24 protein-coding genes are annotated in these 26076 nt (G+C 70.7%); 18 read left to right on the forward strand and 6 right to left on the reverse strand.

Features of this window, described 5'->3' with window-relative positions; all coding sequences use genetic code 11:
• Positions 1-42: 42 nt before the first annotated feature.
• From ABEG17_RS03900 to ABEG17_RS03910, 3 genes are read right to left on the reverse strand one after another with little or no spacing between them, the layout of a single operon-like run.
• Positions 43-1467 (reverse strand): DUF1116 domain-containing protein, encoded by a 1425-nt coding sequence (locus ABEG17_RS03900; protein ID WP_406831974.1) that lies wholly within the window; start codon positions 1465-1467, stop codon positions 43-45.
• A 1-nt stretch (position 1468) separates the two neighbouring features.
• Positions 1469-2965, reverse strand: a complete 1497-nt coding sequence (locus ABEG17_RS03905) for an FdrA family protein (protein WP_406831975.1) — start codon at positions 2963-2965, stop codon at positions 1469-1471.
• Complete coding sequence (locus tag ABEG17_RS03910) at positions 2962-3924, reverse strand: DUF2877 domain-containing protein (RefSeq protein WP_406831976.1); 963 nt, start codon at positions 3922-3924, stop codon at positions 2962-2964. The genes ABEG17_RS03905 and ABEG17_RS03910 overlap by 4 nt, the downstream gene beginning before the upstream one ends.
• Before the next feature lie 140 nt (positions 3925-4064).
• Here ABEG17_RS03910 and ABEG17_RS03915 point away from each other — a divergent pair, with 140 nt between their 5' ends.
• From ABEG17_RS03915 to ABEG17_RS03980, 14 genes are all read left to right on the forward strand, one after another.
• Complete coding sequence (locus ABEG17_RS03915; protein WP_406831977.1) at positions 4065-5777, forward strand: PucR family transcriptional regulator; 1713 nt, start codon at positions 4065-4067, stop codon at positions 5775-5777.
• A gap of 240 nt (positions 5778-6017) precedes the next feature.
• Positions 6018-7454 carry a uracil-xanthine permease family protein gene (locus ABEG17_RS03920; protein WP_406831978.1) on the forward strand — a complete coding sequence of 479 codons (1437 nt, stop codon included), beginning with the start codon at positions 6018-6020 and terminating at the stop codon, positions 7452-7454.
• A gap of 122 nt (positions 7455-7576) precedes the next feature.
• A complete protein-coding gene (locus tag ABEG17_RS03925; protein WP_406831979.1) occupies positions 7577-8464 on the forward strand; it encodes an FAD binding domain-containing protein in 888 nt (295 codons plus the stop codon).
• Positions 8461-8964, forward strand: coding sequence for a (2Fe-2S)-binding protein (locus tag ABEG17_RS03930; RefSeq protein WP_406831980.1), 504 nt, complete (start codon positions 8461-8463; stop codon positions 8962-8964). The genes ABEG17_RS03925 and ABEG17_RS03930 overlap by 4 nt, the downstream gene beginning before the upstream one ends.
• Positions 8961-11417, forward strand: a complete 2457-nt coding sequence (cutA, locus tag ABEG17_RS03935) for an aerobic carbon-monoxide dehydrogenase large subunit (RefSeq protein WP_406831981.1) — start codon at positions 8961-8963, stop codon at positions 11415-11417. The genes ABEG17_RS03930 and cutA overlap by 4 nt, the downstream gene beginning before the upstream one ends.
• Positions 11417-12076, forward strand: a complete 660-nt coding sequence (locus ABEG17_RS03940) for a carbon monoxide dehydrogenase subunit G (RefSeq protein WP_406831982.1) — start codon at positions 11417-11419, stop codon at positions 12074-12076. The genes cutA and ABEG17_RS03940 overlap by 1 nt, the downstream gene beginning before the upstream one ends.
• Positions 12076-12972, forward strand: a complete 897-nt coding sequence (locus tag ABEG17_RS03945) for a carbon-nitrogen hydrolase family protein (protein ID WP_406831983.1) — start codon at positions 12076-12078, stop codon at positions 12970-12972. Before ABEG17_RS03940 ends, ABEG17_RS03945 begins: the two co-directional genes overlap by 1 nt.
• Before the next feature lie 113 nt (positions 12973-13085).
• Entirely contained in the window at positions 13086-14540 is a 1455-nt protein-coding gene (locus tag ABEG17_RS03950) for a serine hydrolase domain-containing protein (RefSeq protein WP_406831984.1), read from the forward strand.
• A gap of 61 nt (positions 14541-14601) precedes the next feature.
• On the forward strand, positions 14602-16749 hold the full coding sequence (locus tag ABEG17_RS03955; protein ID WP_406831985.1) for a hydantoinase/oxoprolinase family protein: 2148 nt from the start codon (positions 14602-14604) through the stop codon (positions 16747-16749).
• Entirely contained in the window at positions 16746-18683 is a 1938-nt protein-coding gene (locus tag ABEG17_RS03960) for a hydantoinase B/oxoprolinase family protein (RefSeq protein WP_406831986.1), read from the forward strand. Before ABEG17_RS03955 ends, ABEG17_RS03960 begins: the two co-directional genes overlap by 4 nt.
• Before the next feature lie 126 nt (positions 18684-18809).
• A complete protein-coding gene (locus tag ABEG17_RS03965) occupies positions 18810-19931 on the forward strand; it encodes an alanine--glyoxylate aminotransferase family protein (protein WP_406831987.1) in 1122 nt (373 codons plus the stop codon).
• A gap of 270 nt (positions 19932-20201) precedes the next feature.
• Positions 20202-21296, forward strand: coding sequence for a M4 family metallopeptidase (locus tag ABEG17_RS03970; RefSeq protein WP_406831988.1), 1095 nt, complete (start codon positions 20202-20204; stop codon positions 21294-21296).
• A 59-nt stretch (positions 21297-21355) separates the two neighbouring features.
• Entirely contained in the window at positions 21356-21685 is a 330-nt protein-coding gene (locus ABEG17_RS03975) for a protealysin inhibitor emfourin (protein ID WP_406831989.1), read from the forward strand.
• Between the two features lie 22 nt (positions 21686-21707).
• The gene (locus ABEG17_RS03980; RefSeq protein WP_406831990.1) at positions 21708-22067 is read left to right on the forward strand and encodes an iron chaperone; all 360 of its coding nucleotides are present in this window, start codon (positions 21708-21710) and stop codon (positions 22065-22067) included.
• Here the strand turns inward: ABEG17_RS03980 and ABEG17_RS03985 are convergent.
• Both ABEG17_RS03985 and ABEG17_RS03990 read right to left on the reverse strand, forming a co-directional pair.
• Complete coding sequence (locus ABEG17_RS03985; protein WP_406831991.1) at positions 22064-22696, reverse strand: dihydrofolate reductase family protein; 633 nt, start codon at positions 22694-22696, stop codon at positions 22064-22066. The genes ABEG17_RS03980 and ABEG17_RS03985 overlap by 4 nt on opposite strands.
• On the reverse strand, positions 22696-23268 hold the full coding sequence (locus ABEG17_RS03990) for a dihydrofolate reductase family protein (protein WP_406831992.1): 573 nt from the start codon (positions 23266-23268) through the stop codon (positions 22696-22698). Before ABEG17_RS03990 ends, ABEG17_RS03985 begins: the two co-directional genes overlap by 1 nt.
• Positions 23269-23355: 87 nt before the next feature.
• On the opposite strand from ABEG17_RS03990, the gene ABEG17_RS03995 reads away from it, so the two are divergent.
• From ABEG17_RS03995 to ABEG17_RS04010, 4 genes are all read left to right on the forward strand, one after another.
• On the forward strand, positions 23356-23586 hold the full coding sequence (locus ABEG17_RS03995) for a DivIVA domain-containing protein (RefSeq protein WP_406831993.1): 231 nt from the start codon (positions 23356-23358) through the stop codon (positions 23584-23586).
• A 100-nt stretch (positions 23587-23686) separates the two neighbouring features.
• A complete protein-coding gene (locus tag ABEG17_RS04000) occupies positions 23687-24241 on the forward strand; it encodes a GNAT family N-acetyltransferase (protein WP_406831994.1) in 555 nt (184 codons plus the stop codon).
• 178 nt (positions 24242-24419) lie between these two features.
• Positions 24420-24926: a DUF4232 domain-containing protein gene (locus ABEG17_RS04005; protein WP_406831995.1), complete on the forward strand. Its 507-nt coding sequence runs from the start codon at positions 24420-24422 to the stop codon at positions 24924-24926.
• 95 nt (positions 24927-25021) lie between these two features.
• Complete coding sequence (locus ABEG17_RS04010) at positions 25022-25240, forward strand: hypothetical protein (protein WP_406831996.1); 219 nt, start codon at positions 25022-25024, stop codon at positions 25238-25240.
• A 20-nt stretch (positions 25241-25260) separates the two neighbouring features.
• Here ABEG17_RS04010 and ABEG17_RS04015 read toward each other — a convergent pair whose 3' ends face one another.
• A complete protein-coding gene (locus ABEG17_RS04015; protein WP_406831997.1) occupies positions 25261-25968 on the reverse strand; it encodes a 4a-hydroxytetrahydrobiopterin dehydratase in 708 nt (235 codons plus the stop codon).
• Positions 25969-26076 lie beyond the last annotated feature (108 nt).

Genomic DNA, 26076 nt, shown 5'->3' on the forward strand with positions numbered 1-26076 from the left:
CTGCCACGCTCGCCGCCGCGCTCCCCGACCACCCAAGGCAGCTCAGACCGAGGTCGTGCCGGGGACGGAGCCGGCGAGGGCGTCCAGCGCCTGCGTGAAGCACTGTGCCGGTGGCGTGACCAGCCCGGCACCGACCTGTCCCGTGCCGGCGACGCGGCCCGCCATCCCGGTGTTGATCTGCGGCAGGATCCCGGTCCGCACCACCGCGGCGACGTCGATGCCGGTGGGAGTTCCGCGGAACTCCAGGATGGGCACCTGGTATGCCGTGTGCTCGCCGACCGTGATCTCGTACATCGTCCGCGTGGTCCGCAGCGCGAACGGGACGTCGCCGCCGACGAACTTCACGATGGCCGGCGCCGCGGCCATGGCGAAGCCGCCGATGCCGGCGGTCTCGGTGATCGCCGAGTCGCCGATGTCGGGGTTGGCGTCGTCCGGGCCGTAGGCGCCGAGGAACAAGCCCTCGGGGGTGTTGGCCGGGCCGGTGAACCACGCGGCGCCGGTGCCGGCCGTGCGGATGCCGAAGTCGGTGCCGTTGCGGGCCATCGTCGTCACGACGGTCGAGCCCGGGATCCCCTCGGCAGCCATCGTCGAGAGCTTGCAGGCGGGCATGCCGAGGTTGAGGAAGAAGTGTTCGTTGGCCCCGGAGAAGCGCACGGCCTCGGCGATGTCGGCCGACGACCCGTCTGCGGTGATCAACGACGGCAACAGCTCGCGCAGCAGCATCAACGAGCCGGCGCGGTTGCGGTTGTGGCCCTCATCGCCCATCTGGAGCATCTGGGCGATGATCGCCTTGACGTCGATCGGGGCCGCTGCGCGGACGGCCTGCTGCAACAGCGGTCCGAGCACGGAGTTCATCCAGTGCAGCCGGTCGATCACCTCGGGTCCGTAGGCGCCGTACCGCAGCACCTTGCCCAGGCCCTCGTTGAGCGAGGACCACGACGTGTGGTCATGGACCTCGTCGCGCAGCTCGTAGAGCCACATCGACGGCGAGACGACCCCGGCCATCGGGCCGACCGCATCGCGGTGGTGACACGGCTCGAGGACCACCTGGCCCGAGGCGAGGGCGGCCTCGGCCTCCTCCGGGGTGTCGGCCATCCCCTCGAAGAGCATCGCGCCGATCAGGGCTCCCCGCATCGGGCCCGAGGCGCGCTCCCACTCCAGCGGTGGACCGGCGTGCAGGAAGGTGCCGCGCTCGAGCCCCAGCGCCTCGTGAGCGGGACGGACGTCGACCAGGTCTGCGCCGGCTGCCGTCATCCGTTGCAGAGCAAGGGCATTGGCGTCGGCTCGGCGACGGTCTGCCATGACCCGAAGGAGCGAGTCGACCGAGGCGTCCGGCGGGGGCTGCCACTGAGCCTCACCGACCACGACGGCCTGGTCGCGCAGGGCGTCGCTCAGCGGTCCGACTCCCGCCGTCGCGACCACCGGGTCCTCGGTCAACAACCCGCGCAGGTCGTGGTGCACCGCCATGTCAGGCCTCCTGCTTGATCGGCAGCAACGAGACCGCTCGCCTGGTGGCCGCGGCGTTGGACACGAACACCGACGCCCCCGCGGACCGCAGCGCCTCGGCACACCGCGTCAGCCCCTGCGGGTCGCGTTCGGTGCCGGTGAGCGAGACGACGACGGGCAGGTCGCGGCCTGCCGCGGCAGCCACGGCTCGGGCCGAGCGCACGGCGTCGGCGAGCTCGCCCGCAGGGTCGGGGTGCGCCCCGTGGCCGAGGACGAGGTCGAGGAGCAGCACGCCACAGCCGGGGTCCGCGGCCTCGACCTCGATGCGGGCGAGCCGCAGGCTCGGGTCGATCATCGGGTGCGCCCGTCCGCGCGTCAGCCCGTCGTCACCGAAGTCGAGCACGACGTGCCCGGCCGCACGCAGGTCACCGTCCACGGCGAGGTCCGGTCGCAGCGGGATGTTGCTGTGGATGTCGCCCAGCACCTCGCCGGCGACGAGCATCGCCTCGTCGGCGAGGGTGCCTCCGCAGAACAACCCTCGCAGCGACCCGGCACGGACCGGTTGTTGCGCCACGTCCCAGCTCGGCCATTCCGGGGACGGCTCCCCGGTGGCTGCCAGCACGGCCTCGACCGCGCCCGTGAGGTCGGGGCGGCCGGTGCCGAGGGTGGCCCAGTGGACCGGCGTTCCGAGCTCCGCGGCATACGCCTCCAGGTCGGCGAGGACCTCCGGGGCCGGCGGCTTGGAGACCACCACGATGACCTCGGTGCCGTCGTCGGCGGCGAGTGCCGCGAGCGCCTGGCGGGTGGATCGTCCGGCGACCCGGGCGGACAGGTCGCGGCCACCCACGCCGAGGCAGTGGCTGACGCCCACCCCCGCGGCGTCGAGCAACGACATGACCTGCTGTGCCCCGGTGCCCGAGGCGGCCACGATGCCGATACGGCCCCGCGCCACCACGTTGGCGAAGCCGAGCGCCACGCCCCCGACGACCGCGGTGCCACAGTCGGGACCCATGACGAGCACGTCCCGCGCGGAGGCCGCGTCCTTGAGCAGCACCTCCGTGTCGACGTCGACGTTGTCGGAGAACAGCATCACGCTGACGCCGCGGTCGATCGCGTCGAACGCCTCGACCGCGGCGTGACGACCCGGGACGGACACGAGCGCGAGGTTGGCACCGACCGCATCGATGGCTCGGCCCAGGGTCCGTGGGGGCGGCGCTTCGCCGAACCCGGCCGCCGACGCCCCGGCCGACCGCAGCCCCGCAAGTGCCGCGTCCACCGCCGCGCGTCCCGCAGCCACCCCGGTCTCGTCGGCGGCGCGCAGGGCCACGACCAGGTCGTTGGGTGACGCACTCCCGGGCACCTCGAACCCCATCCCGCGGAGCACGTCGAGGTTGAGCTCGGTGGCCATCGCCACCTGGGCCGCCTGGACCCCGGCCGCTGCAGCGACCTGGCGGGAGACCTGCATGAGGCTGACCGAGTCGACGTAGATCCCGGTCCTCAGCTCGACGTGGTCGGTCACGGGGACACTCCTGTGTGCGTGTTCGAGAAGTGTTGCGGGACAACCGTATGCAGCTCGAGCACGACCCCGCCCGCGCGCCACTCCTGCGCCTCGGCGAGCCCACCGAAGAGTCCAGCGAGCAGGTCGGCACCCGAGCTGTGCCCGATGGCCCGGACCTCCCGAGCCGCCGCGACCAGCTCGGGCTCAGCGGGCCCGGCATGCTCGGCGGGCTCGATCGTGCGGTCACTCGCCAACGCGCCGGCCAGGCGGACGACGGCAGGCACGGCATACCCGTCGGCCGCCTCCATGAGCAGCGCCGCCGAGACGGTGGTCGTGGAGCCCAGCCGCGGGCGGATCGAGGACCACAGGCACCGGTGCGCGTCGTCGGCGCCGGCCAGGCGAAGGGCCAGCAGCAGACCGCAGAGCACGTCGTCGCCACTGGGCGTCAGGCCCTGCCCTGCGCCCACGGTGTGACCCACCGCATCGCCCAAGGGGTCTTTGCGCAGGGCCGCGGTGGCGAGGCGCCGCGCCGGGGCCACCCAGTGCGACGAAGCGAGACGCTCGAGGACGCCGGTCACCCTGACACCCGGGAGCTGGTCGACGGTGGGCACCCGGACCGGGCGCCAGACCCGGGCGCGGCGGATCGTCGCACCGGGCAGGCGGATCTCCCCGTCGCCGACCACCACCCGGTCACCGGGCTGGACACCCCACCCCACCTGGGGCGGCTCGGACGCGAGGACCACCGCATTGGGCAGGCGCAGGCCGCCCGCGGCGACCACGGGCAGGAGGCCGGGATCCGGCCAGCTGCGGTCGATCCGCAGGTAGAAGGCGAGGGGGTGGACCGCCAGGACGGTGGCGCCGCGAGGCCGGCGCGCCAGCACCTTCGCCGAACGCTCCGAGACCGCTGCCGGGTAGGACGTGGTGGCCGTGGCCGTGGCCTCGGCCGTCGGGGTGGTCGTCCACGGGTCCGAGGCTGGCACGGTCGGTGCACCTCCTGGCCGTCTGGGGTTGAGCACGAGGGGGTCGTGGAAGAGATGCCGCGCGGAACCCGTGGACAGGGGACCCACGAGTCCCGCGCGGGTCGTGCTGCGACGCTACCGAGTGCGGTTACAGTCCCCTCATGGTGAATGTTGCCAAGGATCGAGACGTCCTTGACGCGGAGTTGCCAGCCGCGCAGGCGCTCGCTGCGACTCCGGCGGCCGCTCGCGAGCTGGTCACGGGCGTGCCCTTGGCCCGGGTGCTCGAGCTGCCGTCCCTCGTCGGGGCAACCGTGCACTCCCGGGCCGAGCACCTCGGCACCGTCGTCACGCGGGCCTCTCTGCACGACTCGGGCGTCGCGGTGGTCGACCACCACGTCGTCTGTGTGGACCCGGCCAGGCTCTCCGGAGACCTGGACGTCCTGACCATGGTCCGGGGCCTTGCCGCAGCCGGCGCCACCGCCCTCGTGGTCACGCGCAACGGTGGTGTCGACGGACACGACTGGCGCGGAGCCGGCGCGGCAGCCGCCCTTCCCATCGTGCTGGTGCGCGGCTCGAGCGCCGAGCTCGTCGTCACCGAGGTGCTCGGTGCGGTGCTCGACCAGCAGTCGTCGATCCTTGCCCGCGTCGACGAGGCCCACCAGATCCTCGTCGGCATCGTGCTCGCCGGCGGTGGTCTCGAGGACCTGTGCGAGCGGCTGGCCGGCTTCCTCGGGGGCGCGACGATGGTCACCACGACCGACGGGCGGGTCCTCACCCGAGCGGGATCCGCGCCCGACCTCGAGGCCGCGCTGGCCCTCGACTGCTTCGACCGCACCGGACGCCTGGTCACCGAACACGAGCCCGTGGGCATCCGCGACCCTCGTGGCACCGACGCCGGTCGAGCGCTGGTGCGGATCGTGGCGGGTCAGCTCGACCACGGACTGCTGTCGGCGTTCGTCGTCGACCGGGCCCTGACGGCCGACGACGTCCACCTGCTCGAACGCGCCGCGACCGTCGCCGCCCTGGCCATCACCAAGGACCAGGCCGTGTCGGCGGTCGAGGGCAAGTACCGCGCAGAGTTCCTGCGCGACGCCCTCTCCGGACGAGCGGGCAGCCCGGCCGAGGCCGTTGCCCACGCGGCCGCCCTCGGGTGGGACATCGACCGCCGGCTCGTCGTCGTGGTCGCCGAGACCGACGAGGACGACGCACACACGACCCGGCCCCCGGAGGAGGTGAGCTCGCTGCAGCAGCGGTTCGCCCGGGCCTGGAGCCAGGCGATGGCGGTGCGCGACCCGCAGGCGCCCGTGGTGGGGTTCAGCCAGGAGGTGGTCGCCCTGCACGCCGTGCCGGCGGAGGCCGACACCGACGCCGTCATGCGAGCCGTGGGCGAGGTCGTCCGCATCGTGCGGGGCGACGGAGGCGGCGGCCGCCGCACGTTCTCGACCGGGGTGTCGCGGCCGATCGACTCGCTCGCCGGTCTCCCCGCGGCATACGAGGAGGCATTGAGCGCGGTGAGCGTGGGGCGACAGCTGCACGGCGCCTCGGCGCTGACGCACTTCGACGGCCTCGGGGTGTTCCGGCTGTTGTCGCTCATCCCGGACAGCTCGGACCTGCGCCGGTTCGTCGAGGAGTCGCTCGGGCCGTTGGCGAACGACGACGTCCCCGAGCACGCCGACCTGCGCACCACCCTCAGCGTGCTCATCGACACCAACATGAACGTCGCCGAGACCGCCCGGTTGCTGTTCTTCCACTACAACACGCTGCGCTACCGGATCGCCAAGCTCGAGAAGATGCTGGGGCCGTTCACCTCCGACCCGGAGCTGCGGCTCAAGCTGGCCCTGGCCCTGAAGGTCCACCAGATGCGCGGCATCTGACCGCACCGCCGCACGGCACCCGCCCGAGCGCCCGACGAGGTCAACGGGACCAGCGCACGACCTGCCGAACGCAGGGCGCCCTTCGATGGCAGATCTTGCCCAATGCACGGACCGCGCGTCCCGCTAGTTTTCGCATGTCCCGGGGTCGCCGGGTCGTAGGGTCGCCGCACCGCGTCACGTTCCACCCCGGGCATCACTGCCCACACCTGCACCCGGCGCGGCAGTCGACAAGGAGTCCCCATGGCACTGGGCTGGAAGCTGCACGGCGACGGCAACCTCGCCGGACCCGACGACGTCGTCGCTCCGGATGAGCGGCTGAGCTGGGGCAAGACGGTCGGGCTGGGCGCCCAGCACGTCGTCGCGATGTTCGGGGCGACGTTCGTCTTCCCGCTGATCATGGGCCTCAACGCCCAGCTAGCCATCATGATGAGCGGGATCGCGACGATCGCGTTCCTGCTGATCGTCCAGGGCAGGGTGCCCTCCTACCTGGGCACCTCGGCGTCGTTCGTCGGCGCCGTCACGGCGATCCGCGCCCAGGGCGGGGACTCCGCGGAGGTGACCGGCGCGATCCTCGTGGCCGGTGTCGTCCTCGCCCTCGTCGGCGTCCTCATCCACTTCGCCGGCTCGCACGTGGTGCACAAGGTGCTGCCCCCGGTCGTCACCGGTGCCGTGGTCATGCTCATCGGGTTCAACCTCGCGCCGGTGGTCGCCAACGTCTACTGGCCGCAGGACCAGTGGGTGGCGCTGCTCGTCATGACCTTCACCATCTTGTGCGCGGTGGCGCTGAGGGGCTTCATCGGGCGGATCGCGATCTTCCTGGCGCTCATCTTCGGCTACGTCCTGTCCTGGGTCTTCGACAAGGTCTTCGGCCAGATCACGGCCTACGACGCTGGGGCCGGCAAGATCACCACCCACTTCCGCACCAACTTCGAGGGCATCAAGGTTGCGGACTGGATCGGGTTCCCGCCGCACACCGAGCTCGTCGCCGGCAAGGAGGTCGTCGGTTGGCACACGCCGAGCTTCTCGGTCGCCGCCATCCTGCTGGTGCTCCCCGCCGTCATCGCGCTCATCGCCGAGAACACCGGCCACGTCAAGGCTGTCGCCGAGATGACCAAGTCCGACCTCGACCCCTACATGGGCCGCGCCATCGCCGCCGACGGCATCGGCACCGTCCTCGCGTCCTCGGTCGGTGGATCTCCCACGACGACCTACGCGGAGAACATCGGCGTCATGGCCGCCACCCGGGTCTACTCCACGGCGGCCTACTACGTCGCGGCGGTAGTGGCGATCCTGTTCGGCCTCTCGCCGAAGTTCGGGGCGCTCGTGGCATCCACTCCGGGAGGCGTTCTGGGCGGGATCACCGTGGTGCTCTACGGCATGATCGGCCTGCTCGGCGCCAAGATCTGGAAGGAGAACGGCGTCGACTTCGGCAACCCGATCAACCTCGTCCCCGTGGCCGCCGGCATCGTCATCGGCATCGGCAACGTCTCGCTGAAGTTCACCAACGACTTCTCCCTGTCCGGGATCGCGCTGGGCACCATCGTCGCCGTCGGTGCCTACCACCTGGCCAAGTCCCTCGCCCCCGCCGACCTGCGTGCTCGCGCCGACGGAGCCGTGCTCATCGTCGGTCACGACACGTATGGCGACGGCGACGATCTCGTGCGAACTCGCGACTGAGTCGTCCGGGGAAGGCGGCGCCTGGCATCCATGCCGGGACTCGTCGCCTCCCCCGGAGCCAACGGAGTGGTCACATCCTCACCACCCTTTCCACCCGTCCCCCGAACAGGCAGGATCAGTCCGTGAAGCCCGCCCCGTTCGTGCACCACGCACCTCGCACCGTCGAGGAAGCCGTCGCGGTGCTCGGGCAGGTCGGCCACGACGGCAAGGTCCTGGCCGGCGGGCAGAGCCTGATCCCGATCCTCAACATGCGGCTCGCCTCCCCCGCCCACCTCGTCGACATCAACGGGGTGGGCGGCCTGGACGAGGTCACGATCACCGCCGGGGCAGTGCGGGTGGGCGCGCTGGTCCGGCACGCGGGCCTCGAGTCGCACGAGGGCGCGTATGCCGCGTCGCCCCTGCTTCGGCGCGCGCTGCGGCACGTGGCCCACCCGGCCATCCGCAACCGCGGCACCACCGTCGGCTCCATCGCCCACGCCGACGCCGCCGGCGAGATGCCGGCGGTCCTCGCCCTCACCGACGGGGTCGTCGAAGTCGTCGGACCTGCTGGACCGCGCGAGATCGCCTGGCACGACTTCTTCCTCGGCGCGCTCGAGACGTCACTGGCCGAGGACGAGCTGGCGGTGGCTGCGCGGTTCCAGAGACTGCCGGTGGCCGCCGGGACGGCGTTCGCCGAGCGCGCCCGCCGCCACGGGGACTACGCCATGGCCGGGGTCGCAGCGGCAGTGGTCGTCGAGGATGGTGTCGTCGCCTCGGCCCGGCTGTCCTTCGTCTCGGTCACCGACGTCCCCGGCTGCCTCGACGTCACTGAGACCGTCCGGGGCGGCGAGTCCGAGACCATCGACTGGACTGCGTGCGACGACCTCATCCGGGAGCACCTGTCGCCGGAGGCCGACATCCACGCCACCGCGGAGTACCGCGCCATGCTCGCCACCCGCCTCGCCCACCTCACCCTGGCCGAAGCTGCTGGTGACTCGATCGCCTCCAGCGCAGGAGGATCCGCCGCATGAGCGACCCCGTGCCCGAGGTGCTGCTCGACGTCACCGTCACCGTGAACGACATCCCGCGCCACGCCCGCGTGCCGGCCCGCCGGCTGCTGTCCGACTTCCTGCGCCACGACCTGGGCCTCACGGGCACCCACGTCGGCTGCGAGCACGGTGTCTGCGGGGCGTGCACCGTGCTCGTCGACGGTGCACCGATGCGGGCCTGCCTGATGTTCGCCGTCAGCGCCCAGGCGCACGCCGTGACGACCATCGAGGGGCTGGGCACCATCGACGCGATGGGGCCGGTCCAGCAGGCGTTCACCGAGTGCCACGGCCTGCAGTGCGGTTTCTGCACACCGGGGTTCGTCACGACGATCTCGGCCTACCTCGAGACCAACCCCGACCCCACCGCCGACGAGGCGCGCGAGGCGATCTCGGGCAACCTGTGCCGCTGCACCGGCTACCAGAACATCGTGAAGTCGGTCCTGCGCGCAGCAGAGATCAAGGCCGAGGCTGCCGGCTCATGACGACCCAGATGTTCGGCGCCCCCATCCGCAGGCGCGAGGACCCCCGCCTCGTCACCGGTGGCGGCCGGTACCTCGACGACCTCGGTCGCGGCGCCCTCGCGGCCGCGTTCGTCCGCAGCCCGCACGCGCACGCCAGGATCGTCGACATCGACGTCACCGACGCCCTCGACGTCGACGGGCTGGTGGCGATCTACACGCACGAGGACCTCCCTGGCCGCGTCGGCGAGCCCCTCCCCCTGCTCATTCCCCACCCGGCGCTGACCCACGGCCGCACCCAGCACGCCCTGGCCAAGGACGAGGTCAACCACGTCGGCGAGCCCGTCGTCATGGTCGTCGCCCGCGACCGCTACCTCGCCGAGGACGCCTGCGGCAGGATCCGGGTCGACTACGAGACCCTGCCCCCGGTGGTCGGCCTGGAGGCCGCCCGCGCCGCCGACCTGCTCGTCCACGACGACGTCCCGGGCAATGTCGCCGCGCACATGCTCCAGGAGGTGGGCGACGTCGAGGCCGCCATGGCCAAGGCTCCCCATGTGCTCGAGCTCGACCTCGCCATCGAACGCAGCGCCTGCATGCCCATGGAGGGCAAGGGCGTCTACGCCCGCTGGGACGCCGACCGCGACGAGCTGCGCATCTACTCCTCCACGCAGACCTCCACCGGCGTCCGCGCCGCCGTCGCTGCCAAGCTCGGTATGCCGCTCGCGAAGGTCGAGTGCATCGCCCCCGACGTGGGCGGTGGGTTCGGGGTGAAGATCAACCACCCGTGGCCGGAAGAGGTCCTCGTCCCCTGGGTCGCGAAAACCCTTGGCGTGGAGGTGAAGTGGGTCGAGGACCGCCGTGAGCACTTCATCTCCTCGGCCCACGAACGCGGGCAGCTCCAGCAGGTGCGGGTCGGCTTCGACGACGACGGGCGGCTGCTCGCCCTCGACGTGAAGTTCTGGCACGACAACGGGGCGTACACGCCATACGGGATCATCGTCCCGATCATCACGTCCACCCAGCTGCTCGGGCCCTACAAGCCGGGGACGTACCGCTGCGAGTTCTGGTCGCTCTACACGAACACCGTCCTCGTCACGCCGTACCGCGGTGCCGGTCGGCCGCAGGGGTGCTTCGCCATGGAGCGCACCATGGACGCGATCGCCGACGAGCTGGGTCTTGACCGGGCCGAGGTGCGCTCTCGCAACTTCATCCAGCCGAGCGAGATGCCGTTCGACCACGGGCTCCTCTTCCAGGACGGCCGGCCACTGAAGTACGACTCCGGCGACTTCCCCGCGTCACTGGCCAAGCTCAAGGCGCTGGTCGGCTGGGACGACTTCGCCGACCACCGCGACCGCGCTCGGGTCGAGGGACGAAAGGTGGGCCTCGGAATCGGTTGCTACGTCGAGGGAACGGGTGTCGGCCCCTACGAGGGCGGCCACATCCAGATCGAGACCAGCGGACGGGTCAACGTCTCCACCGGCCTCACCTCGCAGGGGCAGGGGCACGAGACCGCCTTCGCTCAGGTCGTCGCGCAAGAGCTCGGGGTGCCGATCGAGGACGTGTTCGTCACGACCGGTGACACGCGCCGGATGCCTTATGCCGTGGGCACGTTCGCGTCCCGCGCGGCGGTGATGAGCGGAAACGCCATCGCGCTGGCCGCGCGCAACGTGCGCGCCAAGGCCCTCCGGATCGCCGCCGACGCCCTGGAGGTGTCAGCGGACGACCTCGAGATCGTCGACGGGATCATCCGTGTCAAGGGTGCCCCTGACACCTCGATGTCCCTCGGCACGGTGTCGGTCATGTCCAACCCCCTGCGGTACGCCTTTGACGAAGCAGCAAAGGCGGCAACGCAGTTCGCGGGCAGCAACGACCCGGAAAAACCGCCGGTGGCCGAGGACGACGAGCCCGGCCTCGAGGGCCGCGACTTCTACTCGCCGACCCAGGCGACGTTCGCCAACGGCATGCATGCGGCCATCGTCGAGACCGACCCGGTGACCGCCGAGATCCGCATCCTGCGCTACTGCGTCATCCACGACTGCGGCACGATGATCAACCCGATGATCGTCGAGGGACAGGTGCACGGTGGCGTCGCGCAGGGGGTCGGCGGAGCCCTCTACGAGCGGATGGTCTACGACGAGTCGGGGCAGCTGCTCAACGCCTCCTTCATGGACTTCCTCATGCCCTACGCGTCCGAGGTCCCACACATCGAGACCGACCACCTCGAGACGCCATCGCCCCTGAACCCCTTGGGCATCAAGGGCGCTGGCGAGGCCGGTTGCATCCCGGTGAGCGCCGTCATCGCCTCGGCGATCTCCGACGCCGAAGGGTTCGCCATCACCTCGATGCCCATCTCCCCGGTCGAGTTGTGGCAGCTGCGCCAGCGCCACGCGGCCGGCGAGATCCCCTCCCTGCGCGGCCACGCGCCATACCCCTCCGGCTCCCCTGCGCAGACCGACGACACGACGACGAGGACCTGATGAAGATCTCCGGCACGGCCGCCCTGACCTCGACCCCCGAGCAGGTCTGGGACGCCTTCCACGACCCCGCGGTCCTCGCGCGGTGCCTGCCGGGCTGCGAGTCGCTGACCCAGGTGGGGCAGGACGAGTACGCCATGACCGTCACCGCCGGCGTCGCCGCGATCAAGGGCACGTACGACGGGCGCGTCGCGCTCAGGGACCCGCAACCGCCGGGGCAGTTCACGATGAAGGCCACCGGCGCGGGCGGACCGGGCACGGTCGACGCCGACGTGGTGGTCCGCCTCACCGCTGCCGCAGGGGGCGGAACCGACCTCGCGTACGACGCGGACGCAGCCGTGGGCGGGGCCATCGGCGGCGTCGGTCAGCGGATGCTGGCCGGGGTCACCCGCAAGATGGCCGGCCAGTTCTTCGCCGCCGTCGACGCCGACATCGCCGGGGTCCGCCCCACACCCATCGAGTCCCCGGTGCTCACGCGTGCGCCTGGCGCCCCAGCCGGGGCCCCCGTCTACGCGGGCATCGCCGCCACCCCCGCTGCCAGGCTCCGGCGGGCAGGAGCAGGAGGCGCACGCGACCACGACTGGGCGTATGGCGTCCTCGCCGGTGGGGTGGCGGCGCTCGCCGGGGTTATCGTCGGATGGAACCTGGGGAGGCGACACTGATGCGCGCATTCACCGCCGCGGCCGTCCAGATCGCACCGGTCGCAGGACCGCTGTCAGCTGAGGTCGTCCGCAAGAACCTCGACAAGTGCGTCGACCTCACCCGGCGCTGCGTCGACGCGACCGGCGCCGAGCTCGTCGTGCTGCCGGAGACGGCGACGACCGGCTTCACCCCTGACTGCTCGACCGAGGAGCTGTGGGACCTCGTCTCCGAGATCCCCGGCCCCGTCACCGAGCCCGTCCAGCAGGTCGCCCGCGACCTCGGCGTGCACGTCTGCCTGGGCACCTACGAACGCGGACCCGAGCGCGGCACCATCTACAACGCCTCGGTCCTCATCGACCCGAGCGGCGATGTTGTCGGCGTCTACCGCAAGACCCACCCGTTCTGCACCGAGCACGTCGACGGCGGTGGCTGGGTCACGCCCGGCGACACCGTGACCGTGGTCGACACCCCGCTGGGGAAGATCGGCATGATCGTGTGCTTCGACGGCGACTACCCCGAGCTGTCGCGGATCCAGGCCGTCCAGGGCGCCGAGGTCATCCTGCGGCCTTCGGCTCTGCTGAGGTCCGCCGACATCTGGGAGCTCACCTCGCGGGCCCGGGCGTACGACAACCACGTGTTCGTCGTCGGGGCCAACGCCACCGGCGTCGACGCCGCTGGGGTCCTCTACTTCGGCAACTCCCACATCGTCACGCCCGTCGGCCACATCGTGGCCAAGGCCGCCTCGCACGAGGGGTGGGTCTCGGCTCGTCTCGACCCCGAGACCGCGCTCGGTTCGTTGACCCCGGGGTCCAACATCGCCCAGGGCTTCGACCACCTGCGCGACCGCAACCTCGACCTCATCCGCAACCACCGCGACGACCTCGAGCGCCCCGCCCAGTCCTCCTTCCCCCACTGACGGAACCGACCCAGGCGCCGCTCGCGGCTCACCGCTTTGGGGGTCAAACGGTCGGGATTCCGCCCGCTCGGGCACCCAAAGCGCGTGGGCGGTCCACGGGTTAGCCTCGGGACGTGCCCCTGCCGACCAGCTCTGCCTCTGCCCAGAACGTCGACGCCCGCGGGCTCCTCGCCCTCGTCGACGCCCTCGAGACCGGCGGCCACGACCCGCACAGCCTCCTGGTCGCGCGACACGGCCACGTCATCGCGCGGGGCTGGTGGGCGCCATACGCCGCGGAGCGCAACCAGCTCGTCTACTCGCTGAGCAAGTCCTTCACCGCCGCCACCGTCGGCCTGCTGGTCGACGCCGGTCGGGTCTCGCTCGACGACCGCGTCTTCGACCTGCTGCCCGCCGCCGAGCTGCCGGCGGGCGTCGAGATCCACGAGCGGTTCCAGCGACTCACCCTCGGCCACTGCCTCACCATGGCGACCGGCCACGCCGTCGACGCCTGGACCGAGGCCGTCTGGCGCGCTGCCGAGACCCCGTCCGACGACGGCACCGACCCCGTCCTCGGTGCGATCCTCGCGGCGCCACCGGAGCAGGAGCCGGGCACCATCTGGGCCTACAACCAGGTCGCCACCTACCTGGCCGCTGCCGTCGTCCGTGCGGTCACGGGGGAAGGCCTCCTCGAGTTCGCCCGCCCGCGGCTGCTCGAGCCCCTCGGCGCCCACGACGTCCGCTGGCACCGCACCGCCACCGGGCGCGAGATCGGGTTCTCCGGCATCCACGTCGGCGCCGACGCGATCCTGGCGCTCGCCCAGACCCACCTCGACGGTGGACAGTGGCAGGGCGCGCAGCTGCTCTCCGCCGAATGGGTCGCCCGTGCGACCGCGCCGACCGGGCTGCCCAACACCGAGGCCGACCCCAACCCCGACTGGGACCAGGGCTACGGCTGCTCCTTCTGGAACGCCCGCCACGGCTACCGCGGCGACGGCGCCTACGGCCAGTTCGCCATGGTCCTGCCCGAGCAGGACATCGCCATCGCCATCACCTCCGAGGCGACCGACATGCAGGCCGTCCTCGACCTCGTCTGGGAGCACCTGCTGCCTGCCGTGGACCAGGAGGGCGAGGCCCAGGCCGACGACGTGCTCGCCGAGCGACTCAGCACCCTGCGCGTCCCCACCCCCGCCTCGACGGGCACCGGTCCCGACGTGGCCTCCTGGACCCGGTCCGCGGACAGCGCCCTCCCCCCGGCGTATGGCACGGCGAGCCTCACCCGCGTCGGCGCGGCATACGAGCTGGTCCTCGACCGCGACGGAACGAAGGTGCCGTTGGCCGTGGGTGACGGTGAGTGGGTCGAGTCGGTCCTCGCGGTCCGGGGAGCCGAGCTGCCCGTGGTCGCCGCAGGCGGATGGCAGGCGGACGGGACGTTCGCCGCTGACCTGCGCCTGATCGAGACCCCGCACACCGTGCGGATCCGGACCCGGACCGACGGCACCGTGGACCTCGGCTGGCGCGAGGTGCCGCTGCACGGTGCGGACCCCGTGACCGTCGCCGTGCGCGGGCCCGCCCTGCCTCCACAGTCCTGAGAACGGTGGTTGGCAACTTGTGCCAACGCATCGGTCGCGGCGGCTCGCTTGAATCGTCCCTGTGACGACACAGCCGCAGCGCCGCATCCGCATCGGCATCGACACGGGTGGCACGTTCACCGACGTGGTGGCTTTCGACGAGGGCTCCGGCGAGCTGGTCACCACCAAGACCCCGTCGACGCCGGCCAACCCGGCTGACGGGTTCATCACCGGCGTCCACAAGGTCCTCGAGCTCATGGGCGCCAGCGGCACCGACATCACCGCGGTATGCCACGGCACCACGGTCGCGACCAACCAGCTGCTCGAGGGCAAGGTGGAGTCGCTCGGCTTCATCACGACCGAGGGCTACGAGTTCATCCTCGAGATCGCCCGCCAGGCCGTCCCCGACGGCTACGGCAACTCCTACTTCTGGGTGAAGCCTCCCCGCATCGTCCCGGTCGACCTGGTCCGCACCGTCGGCGGTCGGATGGACTTCAAGGGCAACGAGATCCGGCCTTTCGACGAAGAGTCTGCCGTCGCGGCCGCACGCTGGTTCCGGGACCGCGGCATCAGCACGATCGGTGTCTGCCTGCTGCACTCCTACGCCGACGACAGCCACGAGCTCGCCGTCCGCGAGGTGCTGCGACGCGAGCACCCCGATGCGGTCGTCTCGATCTCCAGCGAGGTGCTGCGCGAGTACCGCGAGTACGAGCGGTCGATGACCACCCTGGTCGACGCCGCGGTGAAGCCAAAGGTCTCGCGGTACGTGGCCAACATCCACAGTCGGCTGGACTCCCTGACGGACCAACCGATCCCGTTCTACATCATGAAGTCCAACGGGGGCGTGCTCTCGGCGGACGAGGTGGTCAACCAGCCGATCACGACCGTCCTGTCCGGGCCGGCCGCCGGGGCGCTCGGCGCGGGCCTGATCGCCCAGCGGGCCGGCTTCACCAAGGTGCTGACCTGCGACGGTGGGGGCACGTCGACCGACGTCAGCGTCGTCCTGGACGGTGAGCCGACCCTGACGACCGAGGGCACCGTCGGTGCCTACCCGAGCAAGATCCCCATGATCGACGTCGTGACCGTGGGCGCCGGCGGCGGCTCCATCGCCTGGGTCACGCCCGAGGGCACCCTCAAGGTCGGCCCCCAGTCGGCGGGCGCCGATCCCGGTCCGCTCTGCTACGCCAAGGGTGGCACCGAGCCGACCATCACCGACGCCCACGTCGTCCTCGGCCGGATCCCCCCGCACCTGCTCGGCGGCGAGATCCCCCTCGACGTGGGGTCCGCCAAGGACGGCATCGACGAGCTCGCCGCCCGGCTCGACCTCGACCCCGTGCGGTGCGCCACCGGCATCCTCGAGATCTCCGCGTGGAACCAGGCGAATGCCCTGCGCCAGGTGTCGGTCAAGCGTGGCCTGGACGTCCGCGACTTCATGCTGACGACCTTCGGCGGTTCGGGCTCACTGCTCGCCTGCCGCCTCGTCGACATCCTCGACCTCGCCGGGGTGGTCGTCCCGCAGAACCCGGGGAACGTCTCGGCGTTCGGCCTGCTCACCGTCGACGTGAAGAACGACTACGTCCAGACCGCGGTCGCCCGGCACGACGCCCTCGACCACGCCGCGGTGCAGAAGACCTTCGACTCATTGACCGACCGGGCGGCGAAGGCGCTCGACGCAGAGGGCTTCTCGCGGTCCGCGCACCGCTACTCCCGCACGGTCGACCTGCGCTACTTCGGCCAGGCCTTCGAGGTCCGCGTGGCCGCCCCCGACGGCACCGTCGACGAGACGTATGCGGCCGCGGTCGCCGATGCGTTCCACGCCGAGCACCGCGCCCTGTACGGCTACGACTTCCGCCACGACCCGACCCAACAGGTCGAGTGGGTGAACCTGAGAGTGACCGGCGTCGGCCCGATCACCCGCCCCGAGCTCCGCGACCGCGACCGCGAGTCTTTGAGTGATCCGACGCACCAGGACCACTCGGATCACGCAAAGACCTCGGCGAGGGGGCGACGGCTGGTCTGCTTCGACGCGGACGACGGGTTCATCGACGCCCCGGTCCTCTGGCGACCGGACCTGCGAGCCGGCGACACCTTTGACGGGCCGGCGATCGTCGAGGAGTTCGGGTCGACCGTCCCCGTGCACCCCGGGTTCACCGTGCGCGTCGACTCGATCGGCAACCTCGTCATCACCCGTACCCCGACGAACACGCCCACGACCGGAGGCGACCGATGAACACCGCTGGCCTGCCCACGGCATACGAGCACGGCGGGCGGCTCACCCCGCTCGGGAGCACCGTCGACCCGATCCTGGTGGAGGTCGTCCAAGGCACCCTGGCGAGCGTCGAGATGGAGGTGGAGACCTCGATCGCTCGGACCAGCCGGTCCCCCATGATCCGCGACGCCCACGACTTCCGCGCCGGCATCCACGACCGGCAGCTGCGCAAGCTCACGGGTCGGTCGTACTCCGCCCTCGTGCACCCGATCGTGCGCGACTTCCCGTTGGACGAGATGGCGGAGGGTGACGTCTTCTTCCACAACGACGTCTACGAGTCCGAGGGCGGCATCGGTCACCTGCCCGACCTGTGTGTGACGGTGCCGGTGTTCGCCGACGGCGAGGTGGTGGCGTTCGTCCAGGCGTTCGGCCACCACGACGACATCGGTGGCGCGGTGCCCGGGTCGATGCCGAGCAACGCCACGAGCGTGCACGAGGAGGGGCTCGCGGTCCCGCCGATCAAGCTGTGGGACAAGGGAGTTCCCAACAAGGCCGCCCTGCGGATCATGACCCGCAACTCCCGGATGCCCGACTCGCTCGCCGCCGACCTGGACGCCGAGTGCTCGGCCTGCCTCATGGGGGCGCGACGTCTCGGTGAGTTGTTCGCTCGCTACGGCCGCGCCGATGTGGAGGCGGCATTCGACGCGATCCTGGACCGGACGACGGAGACCTACCGTCGCGAGATCCTCTCGAAGATCCCTGACGGCACCTACGTTTGGGAGGACTACGCCGAGCACGACGGCGTCGATGAACCGATGCTGCATACCCAGCGGATCACGCTGACCAAGGTGAGCGACGCCCCCGCCGACCCCGAGAACGGTCGTCCCGCCGGACCCCGCCTCATCATCGACTTCACCGGCACCGCGCCCCAGGCCAAGGGGCCGATCAACCACTGCGGCGACTACGTCGGTGGCAACTTCCTCAAGAAGTGGCTGGCCCCGATCCTGCGCAACCTCGCCGACACCCCCGAGCGGATGGCAGAACTCGACGTCAACGAGGGGGTCGTGCCGCTGATCGAGATGCGCTTCCCTGACAAGGGAACGCTGCTCACGCCGATCTTCCCCGCCCCGACCAACGCCCGGACGTTCGTCATCCTCCGGCTGCTCGGCGTCCTCGCCGGTGTCGTCGCCAAGGCTGTCGACGGCAAGATGCCGGCCGACCAGGAGACGATCCGCTACACCGGGGTCTACGGCAAGGACCGCGACGGCAACGACTACCTCATGCGCGAGGTCCTCGGCGGCGGGTCGGGCGGGCGCTACTACGCCGACGGCGAGGACACCATCCACGTGGTCCCCGACTCACGGAACCTACCGACCGAGTTCACCGAGAGCCGCTTCCCCTTCATCGTCGAGCGGCTCGGTCTGGCGGTCGACTCCGGCGGGGCTGGTCGCTACCGCGGCGGCCTCGGCTACGAGAAGCAGATCAGGATGCTCAAGGACGCGCACTTCATGTCGATCGCCGACCGGTCGATCCTCGCGTGCTGGGGGGTCAAGGGCGGCAAGGCCGGTATGTCGTTCAACGTCACCGTCGACCTCGGCGGCCCCGACGAGCGCGAGGTCGACGCCCTCGCCGACGCCGAGCCCATCAAGGCCGGTCAGGTCGTCCGCATCCGCACCACCGGCGGCGGCGGCTGGGGCGACCCTCTCGACCGTCCCTACGAGGACGTCGAGCGTGACCTGCGCTGGGGCAAGGTCTCGTTCGAGGGTGCGCGCCGCGATTACGGCGTCGTGGCAACGGGTTCCAAGGACGAGCCGGTGGTGGACGTCCCTGCTTCCGACGCTCTGCGTGCTGAGCTGAGGTCGGCTCGTCCCGAGCAAGAGCCCTTCTTCGACCGGGGTCCCGGGTATGCCCGCCTCGCCGAGGGCCGGACCACCGCCGAGGTCGACTGGCTCTGAGGCGGTCCGTCTCGGGACTCTCCTGCCGCCGCCCCACGACCAACGGCATCCGCACCGCGCCCTGCTGCCCGAGCCCGTTGAGGTCCCACCCCGCGCAGCCGCTCGGGGTGTGGCAACCTGCTGGCTGTGACCCTTCCCCGCACCGAGATCGACCCTGACGGCCTGCTCGAGTACTCGGTCGTCTTCACCGACCGTTCGCTCAACCACATGTCGAAGCGCTTCGTCGGGGTGATGCAGGACATCATCGACGTCCTGCGCGAGACCTACGCCGCGCACACCGTTGCGGTCGTCCCGGGTGGTGGCACCTACGCGATGGAAGCCGTGGCCAGGCAGCTGGCGACCGGCCGTCAGTGCCTCGTCGTGCGCAACGGCCTGTTCTCCTACCGCTGGTCGCAGATCCTCGACGCGGGCTCCGTGGCCAGCGCGACGACCGTGTGCCGCGCTCGTCCGGCTTCGGACGAGCCGCAGGCACCGTGGGCGCCGGCTCCCGTTGCCGAGGTGGTCGAGGCCATCGAGCGCGACCGACCCGAGGTCGTCTTCGCGGCGCACGTCGAGACCGCCGCGGGCATCCTCCTGCCGGACGACTACGTCCGCGCGGTCGCCGATGCGACGCACGCCGTGGGCGGCCTGTTCGTCCTCGACTGCATCGCCTCCGGTGCGCTGTGGGCCGACATGACCGACCTCCACGTCGACGTGCTGCTCAGTGCGCCGCAGAAGGGGTGGAGCGGGTCCCCGTGCGCAGGGTTCGTCATGCTCTCCGAGGCGGGTCGCGAGCGCGTGATGGCCACGACCTCCAGCAGCTTCGCGGTCGACCTGCAGAAGTGGCTGACCATCACCGAGGCGTACACCCAGGGCCAGACGCCGTACCACGCGACGATGCCCACGGACTCCCTCGCGCGCGACGCCGCCCTCATGCTCGAGACCCGTGCGCAGGGCCTCGACGTATTGCGCGATGCCCAGGTCTCGCTCGGTGGCCGCGTGCGAGCGTTGCTGGCTGAGCGCGGGTTCCCTTCTGTTGCAGCGGAGGGGTTCGCTGCGTCGAGCGTCGTGGTGTCCTTCACCGACGACCCCGAGATCAAGACGGGCGCGAAGTTCAAGCAGGGCGGGATGCAGGTGGCTGCAGGCGTACCGCTGATGTGCGGCGAACGCGACGACTTCTCCACGTTCCGCCTCGGCCTGTTCGGCCTCGACAAGCTCACCGACGTCGACGGCGCGGTGGCGCGCCTCGAAGCGCACCTCCCCCGCTGACCTTCCCGGCCGGGCCATCGCACTCGCTCGTCGCCACCAGCCGCAAGATCACACAAACGCATGATGACAAGCGGTCACCGCCCCATGAGCATGGAGTCGAAGTCAGGTCTTTGATGACCGTCAGGTGGCCGTGCAGGGGCGCGGCGTCGCCGCTGCGGCCGCCGTCCCCGCGTGCTCTTGCCGCGTGCAGGACCAGGCGCCACTTCGGCGTCCCCTCCTGGTCACGGCATCCGAACGCTCACGTATCGGAAATCGCAGACAGGAGTGGACATGTCGAAGTCATCCGCCAAGGAGTGGGACCGCGCGGCACCGTCGACCAGCTGGACACGACTCGCGTGCATCATCCCGCCCGACCTGCTCGCCGCGGTCGCTCGTGAGGCCGACGCGGACCAGCGCGAGGCGTTGCTGGAGACGATGCAGCTCGACCAGAGCTTCCGCGTCTCCCGAGCCGAGGCCGCCGCCAGCATCATCGCGCCCACCCGAACGGGTGTGGCACGCGTGGGCGCCGGGACCCCTGACCGGGCCATCTACGACCAGCAGCACTCGAACGCCACCACCCCCGGCACCCTGATGCGGTCGGAGGGACAGGGTCCGGTGTCGGACGTCTCGGTCAACCAGGCGTACGACAACTTCGGGTACACGTACAAGCTGTACTGGGACCAGTTCCACCGGGACTCGATCGACGACCAAGGTATGCAGATCCAGGGCCTGGTCCACTTCGGCACCAACTACGACAACGCGTTCTGGGACGGTGCCGGTCACATGTTCTTCGGTGACGGCGACGGCCAGATGCTCACTGACACGACCAAGGGCATCGACGTCGTCGGGCACGAGCTGACCCACGGGGTGACCCAGCACGAGGCCAACCTGCGGTACTCCGGCCAGTCCGGCGCGCTCAACGAGTCGGTCTCCGACGTGTTCGGCTCGCTCGTCAAGCAGTACCAGCTCGGGCAGGACGCGGCGACCGCCGACTGGCTCATCGGCGCTGACATCGTCGGACCGCAGCTGGCGCCCGCACTGCGGTCGATGAAGGCCCCGGGCACGGCCAACCAGTACGACAACCAGCCCTCGACGATGGACGGCTACGTCCACACCACGTCGGACAACGGGGGCGTCCACACCAACTCCGGCATCCCCAACCACGCCTTCTACCTGATCGCCACGGCCATCGGGGGCAACGCCTGGGAGGCGGCAGGACAGATCTGGTACGACACGCTCGCCGACCCGCGGCTCCACCCCACCGCGACGTTCTCCCGGTTCGCCGGGCTCACCCTGCGCTCCGCGAGGACCCGCTTCGGCAGCAGCAGCAGCGAGGCCGCCGCGGTCAAGAGCGGGTGGGAAGCCGTCAAGGTCAAGGTCCGCTGACGAGGCCCATGGTTCCGGACTCCGGACGATCACCCGAACGCCAGCCCTATCCTCGAGTCGTGGCCACCGAAGAGCTCCACCTCATCTACCGCCGCAGTGGTGGGTTCGCAGGGATCGTGATGGCGGCCGAGTGCCTTGGAGCCGACCTGCCCGAGGACCAGGCGCGGGTGGCGACCGACCTGCTGGGCGCCACCACCGAGGCTGAGGGTGGGGAGCGCGCCTCGCCGCCCCCTCCCGGCCCCGGCGCCGACCAGTTCAGCTACACGGTGCGGATCAGGCAGGGCGCGCGCAGCCGGACCCTGACGTGGTCCGACAGCACGGTGCCCGAGCTCGCCCGACCGCTCCTGTCCACGCTGGGCGCCCTGGCGCAGCCGACACGGGCTACCTGAGGCCTTGGAAGGGGCCGCCGCCGTGCCAGCTGACGAGGTCGATGAGTACCTGGCTGGGCTCGATGAACCCAAGCGCAGCACACTCGAAGCCCTGCGCCGGTCGATCCTCACCGTCGTCCCCGACGCGCAGGAGTGCATCTCCTACGGCATGCCGGCATTCCGTGTCGACGGGAAGGTCGTGGCGGGCTTCGCGGCGTTCAAGCACCACCTGGCATACCTCCCTCACAGCGGCAGGGTCCTTTCAGACCTGGGAGACGCCATCAGCGGTTACGAGCACACGAGTGGCTCACTCCACTTCCCGGTCGACGAGCCCCTCCCAGACGACCTGGTCCGCAGGCTTGTGGAGGAAAAGCTCGCAGTCCTCGGCCTCGACGCCCCCTAGGGCACCTTGCGCGTGAAGGTGAGGTGGGTGACGCCGCTGGGCGACGAGACCGTCTCGACCTCGTAGGCGTCCTCCAAGGACTCCAAGCCGTCCCAGAGACGGACGCCGCGGCCGAGCACGATCGGGGTCTGGACGAGATGCATGTGGTCGACGAGACCTGCGGCGAGGAAGTCACGGACCATGGTGGGGCCACCGCCGATCCGGACGTCCTGCCCATCGGCTGCCTCGCGAGCGATCTCGAGCGCCTCGGCCGGGCTGGCGTCGAGGAAGTGGAACGTGGTGCCGCCCTCCATCTCCATCGAGGCGTGCGGGTGGTGGGTGAGGACGAAGACCGGTGTGTGGAACGGCGGGTTCGGGCCCCACCAGCCCCTCCAGTCCGGGTCGTCCGCCCATCCGGGCGGCCCGAACTTGTTGGCGCCCATGATCTCTGCGCCGATGCCGGGCCCGTGGCGCTGCGCGAAGGCGTTGTCCACTCCGTCGGTTCCGCTAGCGTCCCAGAGCCGCGTGGCCATCATCCACCGGTGCAGGCGCTGGCCGGCATGACCGAAGGGCGCATCGAGGGTCTGTGGTTCGCCGGTGGCGAAGCCGTCGAGCGAGATGGAGAAGTTGTGGATCCGGGTCAGTGACATCAGCGTCGTCCTCGGTCGTGGTAGGTCAGCAGCAGGGCGCCACTGGGTGTGGGTCGTGCCCGGACGAGGTCGAGTCGGTGGGGCCGGTCGGTACCGTCGAACAGCTTGCGCCCGGTGAATCCCATGGTGGGGCCGACCACCAGCTGCAGCGTGTCGACGAGTCCCGCCGCCAGCATCGACTGCGCCAGCTGGATGCTGCCATGGATGCCGATGTCCGCCCCGGGACGGGCCTTGAGGTCCCGCACGACCTGCTCCACGGGTCCATGGACCGGCTCGGCGTTGTGCCAGGTGTTCGACAACGGTGTGGAGGTCACGACGTACTTCTTGACGTTGTTGATGAAGTTGGCGAAGGGCTGGTGCTCCGCCGTCGGCCAGAACCTCGACCACGCGTCATACATGGCGCGGCCCAGGAGCACGGTGTCCTGCGTCGCGATGATCTCTTCCTCGTTGTCGACCATTGCGGTGTCGAACTCGGGGACCTCGGCCCTCTCCCCGTCCCGGGCGAAGAACCTGTCGGGATCGTCGACCGCCCCGTCGAGGGACAGCAGGGTGTAGAGAACGACCTTGCGCATGCGGTCTCCTGGATGCTGGTGATGTTGTCGCGTGGGCAGACCGAGCGGGCACACCAAACTCATCGGTCGTCCGCCATGATCGTCTGCATGCTGACATCCGACGAAGTCACGAACCGCACCTTCACCTCGACGTCGTTCCGCCGAGGGTACGAAGAGCGCGAGATCGACGACTTCCTCGACCAGGTGGTCGAGACCCTTCGCTACTACGAGCAGGGTGGGCGGCCCGGTCCGCAGGCACCAGCAACTCCATCCCGCCCGAAGGCCGACGGGCTCGGCGGGCGCACCACGCGCTGGCTTCGAGGTGACCCACCGTCCTGAGCTCGCGTCCCATAGGACGCAGCGCCGGCCGGGTGTCCAGGCGACCAGGTGTCCAGTTGCTCGGCTTGCTGCGCCTCTCGGCTCCGCAGAGACTCGGCGCATGTTGCCCACCACGATGCCCCGCCTGACGAATCCCCCCGTCACGTTGCGCGCGTTCGAGTCGCGCGACGCCGAGGTCATCGCCTCCGCCTCCAAGGACCCCCTGATCCCACTGATCACCACCGTCCCTGCGAGCGGCTCCCACGCTGACGTCGAGGCGTATCTCGTGCGGCAGCATCAGCGCCTGGCGACCGGCGTCGGCTACTCGTTCGCGATCGCCGATCACGAGACCGACGACGCAGTCGGGCAGATCGGCCTGTGGACCCGGGACGTTGCCACTGGTCGCGCGTCGACCGGGTACTGGATCGCATCGCAGTTTCGCCGCCGCAGCTACGCACGCGCAGCGCTGCTGGCACTCACGCAGTGGGCGACCGGCCTCGAGGAGGTCGCGCGACTGCAGCTGTTCGTCGAACCATGGAATGAGGGGTCCTGGCGGGCGGCCGAGTCCTGCGGCTTCCTGCGGGAGGGACTGCTACGAGCCTGGGAGAAGGTGGGCGACGAGCCCAAGGACATGTACGTGTACAGCCTCATACCGGCGGACCGGCGCACCCCCTGACCGTTGGTAGGTGTCAGGGTCGGTTCGCATCGGTATGACGCGCGCCCGGCGGGGCGCAGGCCCCACGCGAGAACTCCGGTGGGCTCCTTGACCGGTCGCCCACAACCCCGACCATGGCTCGGGCGTCTCAGAGGGTGGCGGCCAACCGCCCGCCGGAACCGACAAGGGGGTCGCTCCCATGACCAAGAAAATGATCCTCACCCTGACGTGTGCAGCCGGACTGACTGTCGCCACGCTCGGCGCAGCACCGGCGTCGGCGCAGGCCGCCACACCGCACTGCGGCAACTCCAGCCTGGCCGTGAGGCTCGTCAACCTCCAGGGCGCCGCCGGCAGCCTTGTCGGCGACCTGCGCCTGACGAATACCAGCCGCGGCACGTGCTGGACGCGGGGCTACCCCGGCGTCTCCTACGTCGGCTTCGGCAATGGCACCCAGATCGGACGTGCCGCCACCTGGGACGCCGGAACGATCAGGACGATCACCTTGGCGCCCAGGCAGCACGCGGACGCGCCGATCCGCCTCGTCAACGTCCAGAACTACCCCGCCTCCACCTGCCGGCCCACTCCCGTCGACGGACTACGCGTCTACGTGCCCGGGTCCACCCTCGCGAAGTTCGTCCCCTACCGGACCACGGGTTGCCGGTCCACCAGGGTCACGACGCTCTTCGTCCGGCCCTTGACGCGCTAGACCCCGGGCGCCACCGCTCGATGGCTCGACAGCTGCATACGCTCAGGATCGCTCGGCGTCGGAGCCATACTGGGGGCAACGGGAGGGAGTGCGAGATGCCCGACGACGGATTCGGTTCGAGCCTGTGGAAGAACGTCCAGGCGGTGAAGCTCGGTGAGGACGGGGGCATCCAGGCCCCCGTCCGTGCAAACTCTCGCCAGGGGATCGTGGTCGGCGTCGACGCGACGAAGGCAAGCGATGGCCGCCAGCCCGCGGACCCTGGCGACGGTCGTCAGAAATCACCTGGCCTCTGGCGGCGAGTGTTCCGCCGGTAAAGGCTCGTCGACTCGGTCGCTCAGCCTGTCGTCGCGGGGCGCTCGGCGACGCAGAGAACTCCCCTGTTGCCGTCCTGGTCGGCAATCACCGTGAGGGAGGGCGCCTCGCTGTCATCGACGACGGTCCCTCCTGCGGCGACCGCGGCGGCGATCCGTTGCTGGGCGGCCTCGGTCGGCACGTAGATCTCCACGTGGAACCGCTGACGTGGGGTCTCGGGTTCGTCGGCATCCCCGAACCACAGGTTCGGCACCCGCCCGGTCGCATCCCGGATCTCGTCGCTCGGGGTCCCCCGACCCTGGGACTCCGCGTTCCCGGTCAGCAGGGCGGCCCACACCGGGGCGATGGTCGCGGAGTGCGGCGTGTCCAGACCGAGCTCGATGACGCTGACGGAAGCCGGGTCGGCGTCGAGCTCGAGGCCGGCAGCGATCTCGGTGATGTGCCCGGCGAGGTCGACGTCCTGCTGGGTCACCCACTCGACGACGTGCTCGGTGCCCTCGTCATCGCGATAGATGGCGTCGGCGCTGACGAGCCTGAGGTCGACGTGCCCATCGCCGATCGACACGCTCGGATGGTGTCCGACCAAGTCCCCCGCCTCGCCCACCGCGGCGACGAACCGTGCGCCTGCGCCGAACCCGTCGACCAGGAAACGGGCGTGCAGGCCCTGGGCCAGCTTGCGCCAGTCCGTCAGCCTGGCCTCGGCGATCTGTTCCCCCGTCAGCATGTCCATGCCCGGTGACCCTATCCGCGATCCAGCTGCAGCGCCCCGGCCCCATCGGCGGTGAGTGGGTGGGACCTTGGACTCTGGGGCTCAGGTCACGCACAAGGAGACTGAAGG

It is taken from the genome of Pedococcus sp. KACC 23699, assembly GCF_045348425.1.
Lineage (GTDB): Bacteria > Actinomycetota > Actinomycetes > Actinomycetales > Dermatophilaceae > Pedococcus.